The following is a 16,541-nucleotide window of genomic DNA, read 5'->3' as shown; positions in this document are numbered from 1 at the left end:
TTTCAACATGAAATAAGCTATTCAAGAAAAAAGCTTTTAAAGCGAACCCATTTTTATGAATTTAATAAGTCATTATTTTTTTAACTGAATTGCTTAAATTCGCCTTCATGTCCGTAAACCTTCAAACTCCCATAGACTACTTAAAAGGCGTTGGCCCAAACCGAGCCGATTTACTTCGTAAGGAATTGGGCATACACACCTACCAAGATTTAATCAATTTATTTCCCAACAGATATATAGACCGCACGGACTATTACACCATTAACACCTTGCAACGAAACAATGCAGATGTGCAGGTTATTGGCAAAATCATTGAGTTCAAAGAAATAGCCCAAAAGCGAGGCAAACGTTTGGTGGCCACCTTTCAAGATGAAACGGGAACGATGGAACTGGTTTGGTTTCGCGGGCAAAAGTGGATTAGGGAAAGCCTGAAAATAAACAAACCTTATGTGGCATTTGGCAAAACCAACTGGTTTAACGGCAAGTTTTCAATGGCACATCCTGAATTGGAATTGTTGGAAGAGCATCAAAAAAACTTGCGCTCGGCCATGCAACCTATTTACCCTTCCACAGAAAAACTTTCGAATAAAGGCATCACGAATCGTGTGCTATGTAAGATTGTTGAGCAATTATTTATCGAAACCAAAGGAAGGTTTAGCGAATCACTCTCCGCAAATTTACTTTCGGAATTAAAACTATTGTCAAAAAGTGAAGCTCTTTTTAATGTGCATTTCCCCAAGAACCAAGAGCTACTTTCCAGAGCGCAATTTCGATTAAAATTTGAAGAATTCTTCTATATCCAATTGCAACTGATTGTCAAAAACTTGATTCATAAAACCAAAATCAAAGGGTTTGTTTTTGAAAAAGTTGGACACTATTTTAATACCTTCTTCAACGAACATTTATCCTTTGAATTGACCAGTGCACAAAAACGAGTTTTAAAGGAAATTAGAGCCGACTTAGGGAGCAATGCCCAAATGAACCGACTCTTGCAGGGCGATGTGGGTTCTGGAAAGACCATAGTGGCGTTCATGTCAATGTTAATCGCACTTGACAACGGTTTCCAAGCTTGTTTGATGGCTCCGACTGAAATTTTGTCAGTCCAACACTATAACGGTTTATCTGAATTATGTAATAAATTGAATATCAGTATTTCAATATTAACTGGTTCAACTAAAACTTCAGAACGAAAAGAAATTCATGAATCTTTGGAAAATGGCGATTTACAGATCTTAATTGGCACCCATGCCCTACTTGAAGACAAGGTAAAATTTAAAAATTTAGGACTCGCCATTATTGATGAACAACATCGTTTTGGTGTAGCTCAAAGAAGTAAATTGTGGCATAAAAATTTGAATCCACCACACATTTTAGTGATGACCGCAACACCTATTCCACGCACATTGGCTATGTCGGTTTATGGCGATTTGGATATTTCCATTATAGATGAATTACCCGTAGGAAGAAAACCCGTAAAAACGGTTCACCGGTTTGACAAAAACCGTTTGAATGTATTCCGATTCATTAAAGATGAAATAGCCAAAGGGCGACAGGTTTATATCGTTTATCCGTTGATTCAAGAAAGCGAGGCTTTGGACTATAAAGATTTAATGGATGGTTATGAAAGTATTTCAAGGGATTTCCCAATGCCTGACTACCAAATTTCCATTGTTCATGGAAAAATGAAACCTGCTGATAAAGATTACGAAATGCAACGCTTCATAAAGGGAGAAACCCAAATTATGATAGCCACTACGGTTATTGAAGTGGGTGTTAACGTGCCGAACGCGTCGGTAATGATTATTGAAAGCGCCGAACGCTTTGGCCTATCGCAATTGCACCAATTGCGCGGGCGTGTTGGCCGAGGCGCCGAACAAAGCTATTGCATTTTAATGACCGGAAACAAACTCAGTAGTGATAGCAAAACCCGATTGGAAACCATGGTAAAAACCAGTGATGGTTTTGAAATTGCCGAGGTTGATTTAAAACTAAGAGGCCCTGGCGATATTATGGGCACCCAACAAAGTGGGGTTTTAAACTTAAAAATAGCTGATATTGTGAGGGATAAAGACATTCTTCAATCTGCCAGATATTATGCAAAAAAAATCATAAACGAAGACCCTACACTATCCAATACTTACAACAAAGCAATTCTGAATACTTACAGGCAACTTAGCAAGTTTAAGAATATTTGGAATTACATAAGTTAAAGGCCCAACCAAATTATTGATTGAGCCTAAAGTTACTGTTGTAGTTTGATTGATGATATTTTATGTGGCGTTGAGTTCCGCCAAAAGTTTCTCTGAATTAGCCTTAACATTAGCAGACGGATTAAGCGATAACGATTTTCTCAAGTTTTTTATTGCATTTTTCTTATCACCCATCATTTTGTAGCATTCACCTAAACTGTCATAACAATTTGCATCCTTTGGGTTATCGTCCACATTCTTCTTAAAATACTTTAAGGCTCTATCGAAATCCTTAATCCCCAACATTTGATACCCTAAATTATTTAGCTGATTTTTATTTGCCAAGGTTGCTGCCTCATCCATTAAAGCATTGTATTCATTGGTATTTCCTAACTTATTTAAAATATGACCTTTAAGCGCTAAATTATTAAAGGTTTTTTCACTGTAAAAATTCCCTGAGATTGCACCATCAACCCAACCTAAAGCTTCGTTCAAATCGCCTCCATTATTCAATGCATATCGCGCAGCTAGTTCCCAATTTTGCCTTATAAATCCGTTTTGGCCTTTTAATTTTCCCCTTATATCATTCAGCACAATATCGTTCACATCAAATTCTATTTTAAACGGAATTTCCTTTTTTTCCCAAATTAAAGAGACCGTGGTAGATGATGGACCAACATCGTTAAATTCATAAGTCAACAATTCCCTGTGCGGAACCACATTGGTTTTTACATCTGCCCTCAACGCGTCATGGGCTTCATCATAAAAGAAACTACCCCAAGCATCTGCATCTTTTGATAAAATGATTGTGGCATTGTTTTCGTCTTTTACATTGACATGAAGTCCATAAGTGCCAGCTTCTATTGGTTTGCCTTCTAATTTGGCATCATGGGTAAAAGTGATGACCGTGTTTTCATTAGCTCCTGCTCGCCACGGTGCTTCAGTAGCCGTTCCAAAACCTAGATTATTCATGCCATATGGCACAAGTTTGCCCCATATTTCGCGTTCTTTAACGCTTGGCCTGGAATACTTAAGAGAAACATCCGAAATACCAACACGTTGTGAAACAGTTGCCTGTTGGCTTCCACGGGGCGTATTTAATTGAGCGAACGAATTGAAACTGACTACTAGAAATAAGCAAGTAAAAATTGAAGAAAAGTAATTTGTTTTCATAATAACTGAAGTTTGTTGATTGATTTGATTACCAATTTAGAGAGAAATCGAATCGGCAGGTGTTAGTGTTTTGTTAAAGAAACCTGATTCACTGTTAATTAACTATTTTTTAAGAAGCATTGATCTGCTTAAGATATTCTTTTAACTTTGCATGTCTTTTTTAAGATGCGCATCATAAGGAATGATTCATATTCACGAAAAAACATTACAGGATTTAGAGTTTCCAACCGTTTTACAGCAGGTTAGCGAACATTGTATTACCCCCCTTGGGAATGAAAAAGCCTTGGAGATTGGCCCTTTCAAAACCAAGCAAGATTTGCTTTTTTCGTTGAGTTTAACCAATGATTATATATCATCTTTTGATAATGACAACCGAATTCCCAATCATAGCTTCGATTCGATTTCAAAAGAAATAAAACTTTTAAAAATTGAGAATACCTATTTGGATGTTCATGGCTTAATGAAGATTGCGGCCATGTCTTCAACGGTTAATGGCATTTTAACCTTTTTAAATAAGTTTGAGGAATATTACCCCAACCTTCGGCAGTTTGCCGCTCATATTGAAGTGACAAATGTGCTGATTGAAAAAATCGACTCTATTGTTGATCGATTTGGCGATGTTAAAGACCATGCCTCAGATTTACTTTTTCAGCTTCGTCAATCCATAAACAGTATAAAAAGTAAAATAAACGCCAGCTTTACTACAGCATTAAACACCTACCACAATTTGGAGTACCTAGACGATATTCGTGAAACCGTGGTTGAAAATAAAAGGGTTTTGGCCGTAAAAGCCATGTACAGACGTAAAGTTAAAGGAGCCATAATGGGTGGCAGTAAAACGGGCAGCATTGTTTATATTGAACCTGAAACAACTTTACAACATACCCGAGAACTTAATAACCTAGAGTACGAGGAGCACGAAGAAATAATCCGAATTTTAAAAGAAGTAACCAACTTTATCCGTCCTTTTTTGCCTCTTTTAATAGATTACCAATCGTTTTTGATTGATATCGATGTGATTTCCGCTAAGGCAAAATACGCCAAATCCATCAACGCCATTCTCCCCGAGTTTTCAGAAGATAAAAGCATGCATTTTCGTGATGCCTATCACCCACTGCTTTATTTAACCAATTTAAAAAAGGGAGAGAAAACATTCCCACAAACCATAACCCTAAAGCAGGATAGCAGAATCATTGTTATTTCTGGTCCCAATGCCGGCGGAAAAAGTATTACTCTAAAAACTGTTGGTTTGTTACAAGTTATGTTGCAAAGTGGCATGCTAATCCCTGTGCACGAACGCAGCAAGGTTTGTTTATTTGACAGGGTTTTAAGTGATATTGGAGATAACCAATCCATTGAAAACCATTTGAGCACCTACAGTTACCGCTTAAAACAGATGAATTATTTCTTGAAGAAGTGCAACAAAAATACGCTCTTTTTAATTGATGAATTTGGAACAGGAAGCGACCCAGAGCTGGGAGGTGCTTTGGCGGAAACTTTTTTAGAGGAATTCTACTATCGTGAAGCTTTTGGGATTATCACCACACACTATTCCAACTTAAAGATTTTGGCCAACGAAATGCCTTTTATGCTCAATGCCAACATGCTTTTTGACGAACGCACTTTGGAGCCGCTTTTTAAGCTGGTTATCGGGCAAGCCGGTAGTAGTTTCACTTTTGAAGTTGCCCAAAAAAATGGCATTCCGTATGGCTTGATAAACCGTGCCAAAAAGAAAATTGAACACAGTAAAGTCCGTTTTGATGCCACAATTGCCAAACTTCAAAAAGAGCGCTCAAAACTTGAAAAAACAAGTGAGTCGCTAAAAGCCAATGAAAGGAAAAAGAGCGACGAAGCAGATAGACTTCAAGAAATAAACTCTAAAGTCCAAAAGAAACTGGAAAGCTATCAAGAATTGTACGATAGCAACCAACGTTTAATCTATTTAGGACAAAAAGTTAACGATATTGCTGAAAAATACTTTGAAAACAAGCGTAAACGAGAACTTATGGATGAACTTTTCAAGTTGGTTCAAATTGAAAACTCCAAGCGCAAAAAGATTTCAGCAAAACAAAAGCAAGCCGAAAAAGCAAAAGAAAAACAGATAAAACAGGAGGTTGAAAAGAAAGTTGAAGTCATAAGAAAAAAGAAAAAAGCTGAAAAGACAAAAGTCATTGAAACCCCGAAACCAAAACCCGTTTTAAAAATTGGCGATCGTGTACGTATGGAAGACGGACGAGCCATTGGCACTATTGATAAAATTGAAAAAAACAAGGCCGTGGTGAATTACGGTGTCTTTACCACCAATGTTAGCCTTGAGCAACTAGAGCTTGTGGAAGCCATCAAAAAATAACAGCCAACACCAAGTTGTTGAACCCACAACTTGAGGTGCCAGCTGCATTTAAATGATAATACGTTTTAATAAACCCGCCACACATAGAAATAGGCCCGCATATCACTGCCTGGATCATCCTGTAAATTTATGCGGATGTAAGGCTCCTTGGTACTTTGCACATCTTTAAGCAATATCTTTTTGGTTACACTACCAAAATAATCATCGTCAAGTGCATCGTCCTCATAAAATTGAGCCCATAGTTCAACATAATCATTCTCTAAATCTGGTTTATATAATTCTACTTCCATGGCAGATTGGTTTAGGTTGTAAAAAACGCCTTCGTCCACATCAAGCGGTTCTTCTTTAGCCCTGTACCAAAAAACATCGTTTATTCTCGAATTGTTCTGATAAATTTCACCGGTCATACCACCATAAATTTCAAGTTTACCTGATTCACCATCATTATCAACACAATTAAATCCATATAGCTGTACTCCAAATTTTTGATAGGCCTCATAGCAGGTTCTAATATTATATTCGCTGGACAAAACCACATTGGCTATGGGGAAACCTTCTCTAATATATCTCAAGGTATAGCCTAATGGGGCACCTGGTGAATCAGAAGAATACTCACCACCTTCGGTAATATAATTGTAAACACCTTCTGGACCGCTCACAACTTTTGCAGCATCACCTGATGAGCCACCTATTACCAAAGCTTTTACAGTTGAACTGTTCCAAAAAGCTTGGTGCTCCCCTTGCCCATTTACTTCACCACCACTAAACGCCGCATTAAAGGCTGCTTGGGTTTCAGTGAATTCAGAATTGGTTTCAACAGTGTACAGCAACATTCTACCATATTTAACTGAAGAAACAATTACAGGGCTGGTAGAATTTAAGTTTGGTACCGCCGTAAAAAGAACTCCGGGGTTTTCACTATCGGTAATGGATAAATCTATGGTATAATAAACCTGTAAATATTTAATAACGTACCTATACTTTTTTTCTGAGCTACTAAAGTTAAACGACCCAGACACACTATTCTTCCCCTTTGAATAACTCGCCCCCAAAGCAACATTTAGATGTTCTTCAGAATAAACTTCCTCAGTTGTAAAATTAACTGCCGCTGAAGCTGACCCCGAAACACCCTGCTGCAAAAGGTTTTTAACACCTTCCCTAACGGTATCAATACGCGGGTTTTCAATAACAGTAGATGGCTTTCCATTTAAGTTTTCAAGCGAAACCGACAAGGTTATTGGGGCTCTGTTTCCGGTAATGCCTATGTATTCACCTGTCGGAATAGACTCCCCTTTTAACATGGCTCCAGGATAAATGACATCACTTGTTGGATCCAGTAATATCATTTCACTAAAGCCCGGGGACATTTTATATTTTTTAACAACACATTCTTGTGTTTGGCCTTCTCGCTCTTTACTTACTTCTTCAATAAATTCTTCACCCGACACTTCTGGTTGTGTAAAGTTGCTCAAACTTGCCAGAAAATCATTAATCGCTTTTGCAGTCTCATCGGGTACTACATTGTTATCATCGTTTGTTGCACTTTCCGAACTACATCCAGAGAATGAAAATAAAATAGTTAAGAACAGTAATCCTCCAAAAAACTGTCTCATTGTTAATAGCTGTGTTTTCATAATTTCTAATTTTTTGTGATTCAACATGTTAAAATTAGAGACCAACATCGCTGAAAACTAATTTTAAGCATGGACAAAGTCTGGACATCTTGTATATTTTACCAAGAATCAAATCAGGAAAATGCAATTTTAAATAAATTGTAAATAATTAATAATCAGTAAATTAAATACATAAATATTAAGAAAATTCATAGACAAATACTGGACAAATAAAAAATGAAGCATAGACACAGCTTCTTAAAGAAGTGTTTTGATTTTAAAATTTAACTAACTTAGTTTCAGTTAAAAAACACAAAATGAAATATTCCCAAACAATAAGTCTTTTGCTTTTTTTGGTTCCAGTAATGTTGTTTTGTCAAAACAAAACCATAATCGACAGCTTATTAAATGCATACAACAAACAAAAATCAGTTACATTAAAAGTGCAGACTATTAACCATTTGGTTAACTATTACATGTACCGCACTCCGGAAAAGGCAAAGTATTTTGCTAAAGAACAACTTAAACTAGCCGAACAATTAAATTATAAAACCGGAGTTTCATTAGCAAACTACCAGCTTGGGATTTTAAATAACAATAATGATAAGCTTGATTCGGCCAAATACTTTTACAACAAAAGTCTTGAAATTGCAAAAGAACTTCAAAATCACACACATATTTCCCAAGCCTATAGAGGGCTTGCCATTCTAGAGTTTTCGCAAGGTAATTTAAATGAGGCCGATAGTATAAATGAAATAGATCTATTCAATGCAAAAGCACAGAATGATTCCATCGGAATTGCTTTGGCCTATGATTTTAAAAGTACCATAAATCAAAATAAAGGTTATTATTCTATTGCGTTGTCTAATGTTCTAAAAGGACTTCAAATTTTTGAACAACTCGGAGATTCAATTCGCATAGCGGATTGCTACAATCATTTGGCAACTATTGAGCACAACTTGGGCAATTTATTAAAGGCCATTTCATACAATGAAAAAGCACTTGAAATTTATATAAATCAAAACGATATTTATTATCAGGCACAAGTATTGAATGATATAGGAGTGATGTACAATCTTTTGCGTCAACCAAAAAAAGCTTTAGAATATTTTAAAAGAAGCCTAGAAAAGAGCAAATTGGCCGAAGTAACTTCATTACAAGCTGCAACAGAAACAAACATTGGCGAGTCCCATATAGAATTAGGAGCGTTTGATATCGCCATTGAGCATCTCAATAAATCCATAGAAATTTCAAAAAACGTAAATGCGTTAAGACGAATTGCCATATCAGAAAACAAATTGGCAGAAGTCTATAATTTAAAGAACATACCTGATGTTGCTTTAAATTACGCAAAAAGTGCCTTGAATTATGCCGATAAAAATGAAAATATATCTATTAAGCGAACAGCCTTAAAACACCTAAGTGAGGCTTACGAAAAAAGAGCTCAAACAAGTATGGCATTGGAAACCTACAAAGAATTTAAAACATTAAGTGATTCTATACTGAATAAGGAAAAAGTCAAAACAATTGAAGAATTGCGAGCCGCTTTTGATTTAGAAAAAAAAGAAACCGCCATTGTTTTACAAGAAAAAGAGATTGAAACGCTAAACCAAGAGGTAGAAATAAGCAATTTGCGAAAAGGGCTTTATGCTGGAGGCATGTTTACCTTTGTGGCCGTTTCAGGTCTTTTGTTTTTTGGGTTTAAACAACTTATAAAAAAGAACCGAATTGAACGTGAAAAACAAGAGGAAATTTATAAACAGGAAATCGAATTCAAAAAGAAAGAACTGGCCTCGCAGACCCTTCATTTGGTTCAAAAAAACACCTTTATACAAGAGTTGAAAGAAAATTTGGAGAAGATAAAACAATCCCCCGAACTGTTTAAAATTGAATTTAGAAGATTGGTGATGTTACTTAAAAAAGAAAGTGCGGAAGATAAAGATTGGGAGGTTTTCAAATCTTACTTTTCTGAGGTGCACAACAATTTTGACATTAAACTTAAGGATATTTATACCGATATCACCGAAAAGGAAATAAGGCTGGCCTCGTTTTTGCGCATGAACCTCTCAACGAAAGAAATAGCATCAATGCTGAATGTTTTGCCCGATAGCGTTTTAAAAAGTAAATATAGACTTAAAAAGAAACTTGATTTAGATAAAGAAACCGATTTAAACGACTTTTTAAGTGGCCTTTAAAACTGTATATTTGTAACGTCATTGCGAACCATTAAGGCGTGGCAATCTTTTTAGATGAAACAGATTGCTTCGTCCTGCTTTCTTGCAATTACAAACGGCTATGATAAATATCCCCCAAAATAAACAACTTATCCTTTTTGATGGTGTTTGCAACCTTTGTAACAGTAGTGTGCAGTATGTTATAAAACATGACAAAATGAATCAATTTATGTTCACGGCATTGCAAAGCGAAACTGGAAAAGAGATTATTGACGAATTTAATATCGATACTTCAAAAATAGATTCCATTCTGCTTTACAATCCGCAAAAAGGCATTGATTACAAATCTACTGCAGCTCTAAAAATAGGCTCAAAGTTAGGTTTTCCGCGAAATCTTATAGGTGTATTTTTTATTGTTCCTACTTTTATTCGCAATTGGGTTTACGATTTTATAGCCAAAAACCGCTATAAATGGTATGGAAAAAAAGATGCTTGTATGATTCCCACACCCGAACTAAAAAGCAAGTTTTTAGATTAAACCCACACCTCTCTAAACCAAACACCTCATTAACCTTCATTTTAGGTGTGTTTACTCATTGTTCATTTTCATTCATTCAGGGTTTAAATAGTTTTACTGTAAACTAAAATATCCAAAGTCATGAAATATTCCATTTTTCTTTTTTTATTAAGCTGTTCCCTTTCCTTCTCAAACAACGACAAGCCAATAACCTCAACAGTTAAAGCCGTAACGGTATTTGTAAATGGTGCCGAAATTACTAGAACTGCCAATATAACCTTGCCCATTGGCACAACCCAATTCACCTTTGATAAGCTTTCTCCATATATTCAAGAAAACAGCATTCAGGTTTCAGGCTTGAAGAATGCTTCCATTATTTCCATCAATTACGGCATAAACTATATCACTAAACAGGACAAATCTGAGGATATTGAAGCGTTTCAAGATAAAATCAAAGCGCTTAACGACCTCATTCAACTTGAAGATGATTTGATTTCTGGCTATGAAGAAGAGCTGAACATCATTACCGAAAACCGACAACTGGGAAACAACAATCAAGTTGTCAATCTTGAAAAACTAAAAGAATTTACAGCTTATTACAGAAAACGGGTAACCGAAATAAAAAACGCCATCCATAAATCAGTTAAAAAGAAACGCGAACTGGATGCCGAGATTAACGCACTTAAAAGTCAATTGAGAGAACTCAATGCTGATGACAAAGTACAAACTGGCGAAATAAAGCTTAAACTTAACACCACTAATGCAGTTCAACTCAATTTAACCATAAAATATAATGTTACGAACGCAGGCTGGTTTCCCATTTACGACCTTAAGGCCCAAGACATAAACAAACCCTTGAATTTGGCATATAAAGCCCATGTTTACCAAAACACGGGCACCAATTGGGAGGATGTCAAACTCACGCTTTCTACTAACGACCCATACACTAATAACTTAAAACCAGAGCTTAACCCAAAATATTTAAACTTTATAAGTGGTTATTATCAAAGTGAAAATGCTACAAAAAAATACAATTACAAATACAATCCTTTTATACAAACGGTAAGTGGCATTGTTACCGATGGCTCAGGTGTTCCTTTGCCTGGGGCAAATGTTATCGTTAAAGGCACTAGCAATGGCACAGTAACCGATTTTGATGGTGCCTATTCCATACAAGCCAGTGGTGGTAAGGAATTGGTGTTTTCGTATGTGGGATTTAAAAGTGAAAGTTTACCTATACACTCTAGTGTTATAAATTTGAATTTGGAGGAAGATATGCAGATGCTTGAAGAAGTTGCAGTTGTTGGATATGGTAAAAGTGAAAGAAGTGATGTAACCGGAAGTGTTTCTTCTATCAAAATGAATGATTACACCAACAATTACAGCAAGCCAAAGGAAAACCAAACGGCCACTGGCGAAATCATTGTTGAAGGCATAAGCAATACCAATTTTGAAATACAAAAACAACAAACCATTCCTTCAGATGGTGATATTTCGGTCATTGAAATCGACCATTTTGAAGTACCTGCCACATATTCATATTTTGCTGCGCCTATTGTGAATGAAAATGTATTTTTAACAGCCAAAATCGGTGAATGGCAGCAGTATAATCTATTGCCAGGTGAAGCCAACATTTATTTTGAAGGCAGCTATTCTGGAAAAACAAGTGTAAACCCTTATGCCACAACGGATAGCTTAACAGTTTCACTTGGCGTTGACCCGAACATTAATATAAAACGTAAGGCTACCAATAACTTTAAAAAAGTGAATACTATTGGTAGCAATAAAATAATAAGTAAAGCTTATGAAATTGAACTTAAGAACAATAAAAAAACAGCAATAGATTTAATCATTATGGATAGAATTCCCATCAGCCAAAACAAAGACATAAAAGTTGATGATATTGAGTACAACGATTGCGACTACGATTCCAAAAAAGGCCTACTTAAATGGACCATAAACATAAAACCGAGTGAAACAAAGACATATAAGTTCTCGTATGCACTTAAGTATCCAAAATACCAGTCAATAAATTTGTAGGTAATCTTTTTATGGAGTAATAAAACCGTCATTGCGAACGTATTCAAGCAATGTCGGTTTTTAAAAGCTTTCATAAACCTTTATATTTTACCTAAAATCTTGATTTTCCCAGACCTTGAAATTCCTCCGGGATTGCAACCTAATTTGCCTTCAGGAACTTCTATATTTAAATTATTGAAATAGTCTTCCCAAACCTCAAAATAATCATTAGAACCAGGTACTTTATAGGTCATTGGGTATAACTTAAAAACTGGAGTTCCTTTAGCTTCCAAAAAACAATCGTAGATTAACTCAGAGCAATAATACTTGCCATTGTCATACAAATAGGCATCATCATAAGGTTTGCCCAATTGTTTCAACCCAAAAGAAATGGCCACTGGTATTAATTTATTAAAGCGTTTTTTCAATCTACCAACATACATGGGTAGATTGGTTTTTCCTTCAAAGTTTTTATAGGGCGTTAGTTTTACTTCTTTTCCACTGGCCTCTAAAACAAATACGGTATTCTCCTTAATAACCACCATACCCATATGATTGAAATCATGACCTTTGTAACCTTCGGTAACTTGATTTATTGCATCGCAGAGCGGGCCACAATCAATCGACTGAAAAATTAAGTCGCCATTTTTTAATGTTATATTCTGTGAATAGCCCGTTAAGCCAATAAAAATCAGTATGGACAGTATCAAATACTTCATAAACTATAATGCGTTAATCTATTCTTTTACCAAACTGCCCCACTCTGTCCAAGAGCCATCATAGACCGAAATATTTTTGTAACCGGCCATATGTGCACCTAAGCCTAAAACGCAAGCTGTAATACCAGAACCACACGAAAAAACAACGGGTTTTTCCTTTATAAGTTTTGAAAAGGCTTTTTCTAATGCCTCTTTAGATTTAAACGCACCATTTTCCAACAAGTCGGTATAGGGTAAATTAACCGAATTTGGAATGGTTCCCATACGTAATCCTGCTCTTGGTTCGGGTTCAATGCATTTAAATCGGTTTACCGAACGGGCATCAATAATGGTATGCGTGTTGTTTACTGAAGCCTGTTTTACGTCATCAAAAAACATCATAAAATTAGGCTGAAGATTTGCGGTAAAGTTTCCTTTTTCACCATTATAAGATTTCATGTTTTGCGTTGGATAGTTCGCCTTCAACCACGCAGGAAATCCACCATTTAAAACAGCTATATTTTCAAAACCAAAGGCTCTGAACATCCACCAAACCCTTGCGCTGGAGTAAATGCCTTTATCGTCATAAACCACGATAACACTATTATTATTGATTCCAAGGGTTTGCGCTTCTTTTTGAAATTGTTCTGTAGAAGGAAATGCGCTAGGGAATGGATCCGAAGTGTCGCTAAATTTTGCTTTGATATCGAAAAAACGGGCATTCAATATTTGCTTTTGCGAAGCATCAAATGCTTTTCCTATGGTTCCATCTAAAACGACTAAGTTTTCACCATTTAAATTTTCGTTCAACCATTGAACTGAAACAACAGGAGATTTTAATTCCATAGTCTTAGTTATTTCACTTCCTCATAATGGTCATCCCAATCTTTTGGTTTTGGGTCGTGCAATTTGCCTAACGACTTTGCAACCATTGTGGAAACCGTAGCATCGCCAGTTACGTTTACAACGGTTCTGCACATATCTAAAGGTCTGTCTACCGCAAAAATGAGCGCCAAGCCAATGGGCAATAATTCTGCTGGAAAACCAATGGATTCCAACACAATAACCAACATAACCATACCTGCACTGGGCACAGCCGCACTTCCAATGGAAGCCAGTAATGCGGTTAAAACAATGACCAATTGGTTGGTAAATGTTAAACCTTCTGGCCAAATAACCTGCATAATAAACACGGCCGCAATACCTTGATACAAACTGGTTCCGTCCATATTTACAGTAGCACCAACGGGAAGCACAAAACCAGAAACTTCCTTGTCTACGCCAATATGTTCTTCTACACGTTCCATAGTTACCGGCAAAGTGGCAGCACTACTACTGGTTGAAAATGCCAACAATTGCGCGGGACTGATTTGCTTTAAAAACCAGAATGGCGATTTTTTTGTAAAAACCTTGATTAAAAGCATGTAAAAACCAATCATGATGATGAGTCCGCCAACTACGCATAATGAATAGTAAATCAATTTCACTAGAATTTCGGCATCATCAAAAGCGATGATGACGTTTGCCAAAAGGGCAAAAACGGCATAAGGCGCAAAAAGCATGATTAAATCGACCATTTTCATAACGACTTCATTCAAGGAATCGAAAAAATCAATCAGTGGTTTAGCTTTCTTTTCTCCTATCAAAAGCAAACAAATACCAACAAACAAAGCGAAGAATATAACCTGTAGCATGGAAGCTTCGGCAAAAGATTGAAAAATATTGCTAGGAAAAATATCCACCAAAGCCCTTAACGGACCCGCATCTTTTTGGGCAGTCGCCTCTGTGATTTTATCAGTCACCCCAGTATCGTTTGCATATTTCAGTTTAATCTTTTCAATGGTATCTTGGGGCATACCATCCCCAGGTTTTGCTGTATTTACAATGCCCAGACCGATAATTATGGCTACCAATGTGGTAGTAATATAAATGCTAATGGTCCGCAGTCCCATCGATTTAATTTTAGAAATATCCTTTAAATCTGAAATGCCTTTAATCAATGAAGCCAAAATTAAAGGCACTGCGATGAGCTTTAATAAATTGATGAATATGGTTCCGAATGGCGATACCCAATCGGTTACCAAATCTTTACCGCCATCAACACCATTCATAATAAAGCCAAAAATGATTCCGAGAACCATTCCTATAATAATCTTCCAATGTAATGCTAGTTTTTTCATATTGAGCCTCTCCTTACCTCTCCAAATGAGAGGAATTGATTAGTAATTTCTGTTCTTAATAATTTGAGACAAGATAAGTATTTCCTTTTGGTTTAGAAACACCTTAAACAAATTCACCCCAATTCTAAAGTACTAAAATTGGGATGAATAATAATTATCGATTCTTTTTCTATTTATTGGCAATCTCCCCCAATTCCGCAATAAATCGATCAGCCAAGGCATCGGCTTCTTCTTGAGATTTGGCTTCGGTATAGATTCTAATAATGGGTTCCGTATTACTTTTTCGTAAGTGTACCCAACTTTCGGCAAAGTCTATTTTAACGCCATCAATGGTGGTTAGTTTTTCATTTTTATAGCGATTTTGGATGGTTTTTAAAATTCCATCAACATCCAATCCTGGAGTAAGTTCAATCTTCTTTTTCCCCATAAAATAACTTGGGTACGTTTTTCTCAGTTGGCTTACGCTGATGTTTTTATCGGCCAAAAGACTTAAAAACAAAGCCACACCAACAAGTGCATCGCGACCATAATGTGCGGCTGGATAAATGATGCCACCGTTGCCCTCGCCACCGATAACCACTTTATTCTTTTTCATCAATTTTACGACGTTCACCTCACCTACCGCACTGGCTTCATAAGTGCCACCGTGCTTTTCGGTAACATCTTTTAAAGCTCTTGTAGAACTCATATTGCTTACCGTGTTTCCAGGTGTTCTACTCAACACATAATCGGCACAGGCCACTAAAGTGTATTCTTCACCAAACATTTCTCCATTTTCGTCCATAAACGCCAAACGGTCCACATCAGGATCTACCACAATGCCAAAGTCCGCTTTATACTTTTTAACAGCTTCGGATAAATCGGTTAGATGCTCCTTTAAAGGCTCTGGATTGTGCGGAAAATGTCCGTTAGGTTCACAATGTATTTTTATGACATCAACACCCAAACGCTCCAAAAGCAAAGGAATGGCAATACCTCCCGTAGAATTTACGCCATCAACAACTACCCTGAAACGAGCTTCTTCAATGGCATTGACGGTAACCAAATCCAGATCCAACACTTCAATAATGTGCAAATCAATATAAGCACTATTTTTAGTTATTTTCCCAAGGCTGTCCACATCGGCAAAACTTATATTGTCACTTTCAGCAATATCTAAAATCTTTCCACCTTCAACGGCATCCAAAAACTCTCCTTTATCATTTAAAAGTTTTAGGGCGTTCCATTGTTTTGGGTTATGGCTGGCCGTTAAGATAATGCCACCATCTGCATGCTCTAAAGGCACGGCTACTTCAACGGTCGGTGTTGTTGATAGCCCAACATCAACCACATGTATGCCCATGCCAACAAGCGTGTTCATGACCAAGTTTTGAATCATTTTTCCGGAAATACGAGCATCGCGTCCCACAACAACTTTATAGTGCTCTTTTTCACGCTGTTGTTTTAGCCATATACCGTAGGCCGAGGCAAATTTTACGGCATCTATTGGGGTTAGGTTTTCACCCACTTGTCCACCAATAGTTCCCCTAATTCCAGAAATTGATTTAATCAGTGTCATAATTAATTTTAAATATTAAAAAGCAAATATAGTATTTCAAAATGGGTTTTCTTAAAACGGAATTTGTAAA

11 protein-coding genes are annotated in these 16,541 nt (G+C 36.5%); 5 read left to right on the top strand and 6 right to left on the bottom strand.

Annotated features, from left to right (window positions below):
- Positions 1 to 107: 107 nt before the first annotated feature.
- Entirely contained in the window at positions 108 to 2,210 is a 2,103-nt protein-coding gene (gene recG, locus WJN01_RS07945) for an ATP-dependent DNA helicase RecG (protein ID WP_445196616.1), read from the top strand.
- Between the two features lie 60 nt (positions 2,211 to 2,270).
- Here the strand turns inward: recG and WJN01_RS07940 are convergent, their stop codons facing one another.
- A complete protein-coding gene (locus WJN01_RS07940; RefSeq protein ID WP_445196615.1) occupies positions 2,271 to 3,362 on the bottom strand; it encodes a DUF2911 domain-containing protein in 1,092 nt (363 codons plus the stop codon).
- Between the two features lie 181 nt (positions 3,363 to 3,543).
- Between WJN01_RS07940 and WJN01_RS07935 the strand changes: the two genes are divergently transcribed.
- Positions 3,544 to 5,712, top strand: a complete 2,169-nt coding sequence (locus WJN01_RS07935; RefSeq protein WP_445196614.1) for an endonuclease MutS2 — start codon at positions 3,544 to 3,546, stop codon at positions 5,710 to 5,712.
- 65 nt (positions 5,713 to 5,777) lie between these two features.
- Here WJN01_RS07935 and WJN01_RS07930 read toward each other — a convergent pair whose 3' ends face one another.
- Entirely contained in the window at positions 5,778 to 7,346 is a 1,569-nt protein-coding gene (locus WJN01_RS07930; RefSeq protein ID WP_445196613.1) for a thiol-activated cytolysin family protein, read from the bottom strand.
- Positions 7,347 to 7,642: 296 nt separating this feature from the next.
- Here WJN01_RS07930 and WJN01_RS07925 point away from each other — a divergent pair, with 296 nt between their 5' ends.
- The 3 genes from WJN01_RS07925 (at position 7,643) to WJN01_RS07915 (ending at position 12,056) form a co-directional block, all read left to right on the top strand.
- Positions 7,643 to 9,520, top strand: coding sequence for a tetratricopeptide repeat protein (locus WJN01_RS07925; RefSeq protein WP_445196612.1), 1,878 nt, complete (start codon positions 7,643 to 7,645; stop codon positions 9,518 to 9,520).
- Between the two features lie 100 nt (positions 9,521 to 9,620).
- A complete protein-coding gene (locus tag WJN01_RS07920) occupies positions 9,621 to 10,037 on the top strand; it encodes a thiol-disulfide oxidoreductase DCC family protein (RefSeq protein ID WP_445196611.1) in 417 nt (138 codons plus the stop codon).
- Between the two features lie 120 nt (positions 10,038 to 10,157).
- Positions 10,158 to 12,056 (top strand): mucoidy inhibitor MuiA family protein, encoded by a 1,899-nt coding sequence (locus WJN01_RS07915; RefSeq protein WP_445196610.1) that lies wholly within the window; start codon positions 10,158 to 10,160, stop codon positions 12,054 to 12,056.
- A gap of 80 nt (positions 12,057 to 12,136) precedes the next feature.
- Here the strand turns inward: WJN01_RS07915 and WJN01_RS07910 are convergent, their stop codons facing one another.
- The 4 genes from WJN01_RS07910 to glmM all read right to left on the bottom strand — a co-directional run bounded on the left by WJN01_RS07910 (position 12,137) and on the right by glmM (position 16,471).
- On the bottom strand, positions 12,137 to 12,754 hold the full coding sequence (locus WJN01_RS07910; protein ID WP_445196609.1) for a YiiX/YebB-like N1pC/P60 family cysteine hydrolase: 618 nt from the start codon (positions 12,752 to 12,754) through the stop codon (positions 12,137 to 12,139).
- 18 nt (positions 12,755 to 12,772) lie between these two features.
- Positions 12,773 to 13,579, bottom strand: a complete 807-nt coding sequence (locus WJN01_RS07905) for a sulfurtransferase (protein ID WP_445196608.1) — start codon at positions 13,577 to 13,579, stop codon at positions 12,773 to 12,775.
- A gap of 8 nt (positions 13,580 to 13,587) precedes the next feature.
- Positions 13,588 to 14,913, bottom strand: coding sequence for a dicarboxylate/amino acid:cation symporter (locus WJN01_RS07900; protein WP_445196607.1), 1,326 nt, complete (start codon positions 14,911 to 14,913; stop codon positions 13,588 to 13,590).
- A 169-nt stretch (positions 14,914 to 15,082) separates the two neighbouring features.
- Positions 15,083 to 16,471 carry a phosphoglucosamine mutase gene (glmM, locus tag WJN01_RS07895; RefSeq protein WP_445196606.1) on the bottom strand — a complete coding sequence of 463 codons (1,389 nt, stop codon included), beginning with the start codon at positions 16,469 to 16,471 and terminating at the stop codon, positions 15,083 to 15,085.
- Positions 16,472 to 16,541 lie beyond the last annotated feature (70 nt).

This window comes from Tamlana sedimenti, from assembly GCF_038148895.1.
In the GTDB taxonomy this organism is placed as follows: Bacteria; Bacteroidota; Bacteroidia; order Flavobacteriales; family Flavobacteriaceae; genus Tamlana.
The sequence above is the reverse complement of the archived record's forward strand: the minus strand, read 5'-3'. Positions and strand labels throughout refer to the sequence as shown.

Coding starts and splice junctions, on each gene's coding strand:
- WJN01_RS07905 (WP_445196608.1), bottom strand. CDS start 13,579: ATGGAATTAAAATCTCCTGTTGTTTCAGTTCAATGGTTGAACGAAAAT.
- WJN01_RS07900 (WP_445196607.1), bottom strand. CDS start 14,913: ATGAAAAAACTAGCATTACATTGGAAGATTATTATAGGAATGGTTCTC.
- WJN01_RS07930 (WP_445196613.1), bottom strand. CDS start 7,346: ATGAAAACACAGCTATTAACAATGAGACAGTTTTTTGGAGGATTACTG.
- WJN01_RS07920 (WP_445196611.1), top strand. CDS start 9,621: ATGATAAATATCCCCCAAAATAAACAACTTATCCTTTTTGATGGTGTT.
- WJN01_RS07915 (WP_445196610.1), top strand. CDS start 10,158: ATGAAATATTCCATTTTTCTTTTTTTATTAAGCTGTTCCCTTTCCTTC.
- glmM (WP_445196606.1), bottom strand. CDS start 16,471: ATGACACTGATTAAATCAATTTCTGGAATTAGGGGAACTATTGGTGGA.
- WJN01_RS07910 (WP_445196609.1), bottom strand. CDS start 12,754: ATGAAGTATTTGATACTGTCCATACTGATTTTTATTGGCTTAACGGGC.
- WJN01_RS07940 (WP_445196615.1), bottom strand. CDS start 3,362: ATGAAAACAAATTACTTTTCTTCAATTTTTACTTGCTTATTTCTAGTA.
- WJN01_RS07925 (WP_445196612.1), top strand. CDS start 7,643: ATGAAATATTCCCAAACAATAAGTCTTTTGCTTTTTTTGGTTCCAGTA.
- recG (WP_445196616.1), top strand. CDS start 108: ATGTCCGTAAACCTTCAAACTCCCATAGACTACTTAAAAGGCGTTGGC.
- WJN01_RS07935 (WP_445196614.1), top strand. CDS start 3,544: ATGATTCATATTCACGAAAAAACATTACAGGATTTAGAGTTTCCAACC.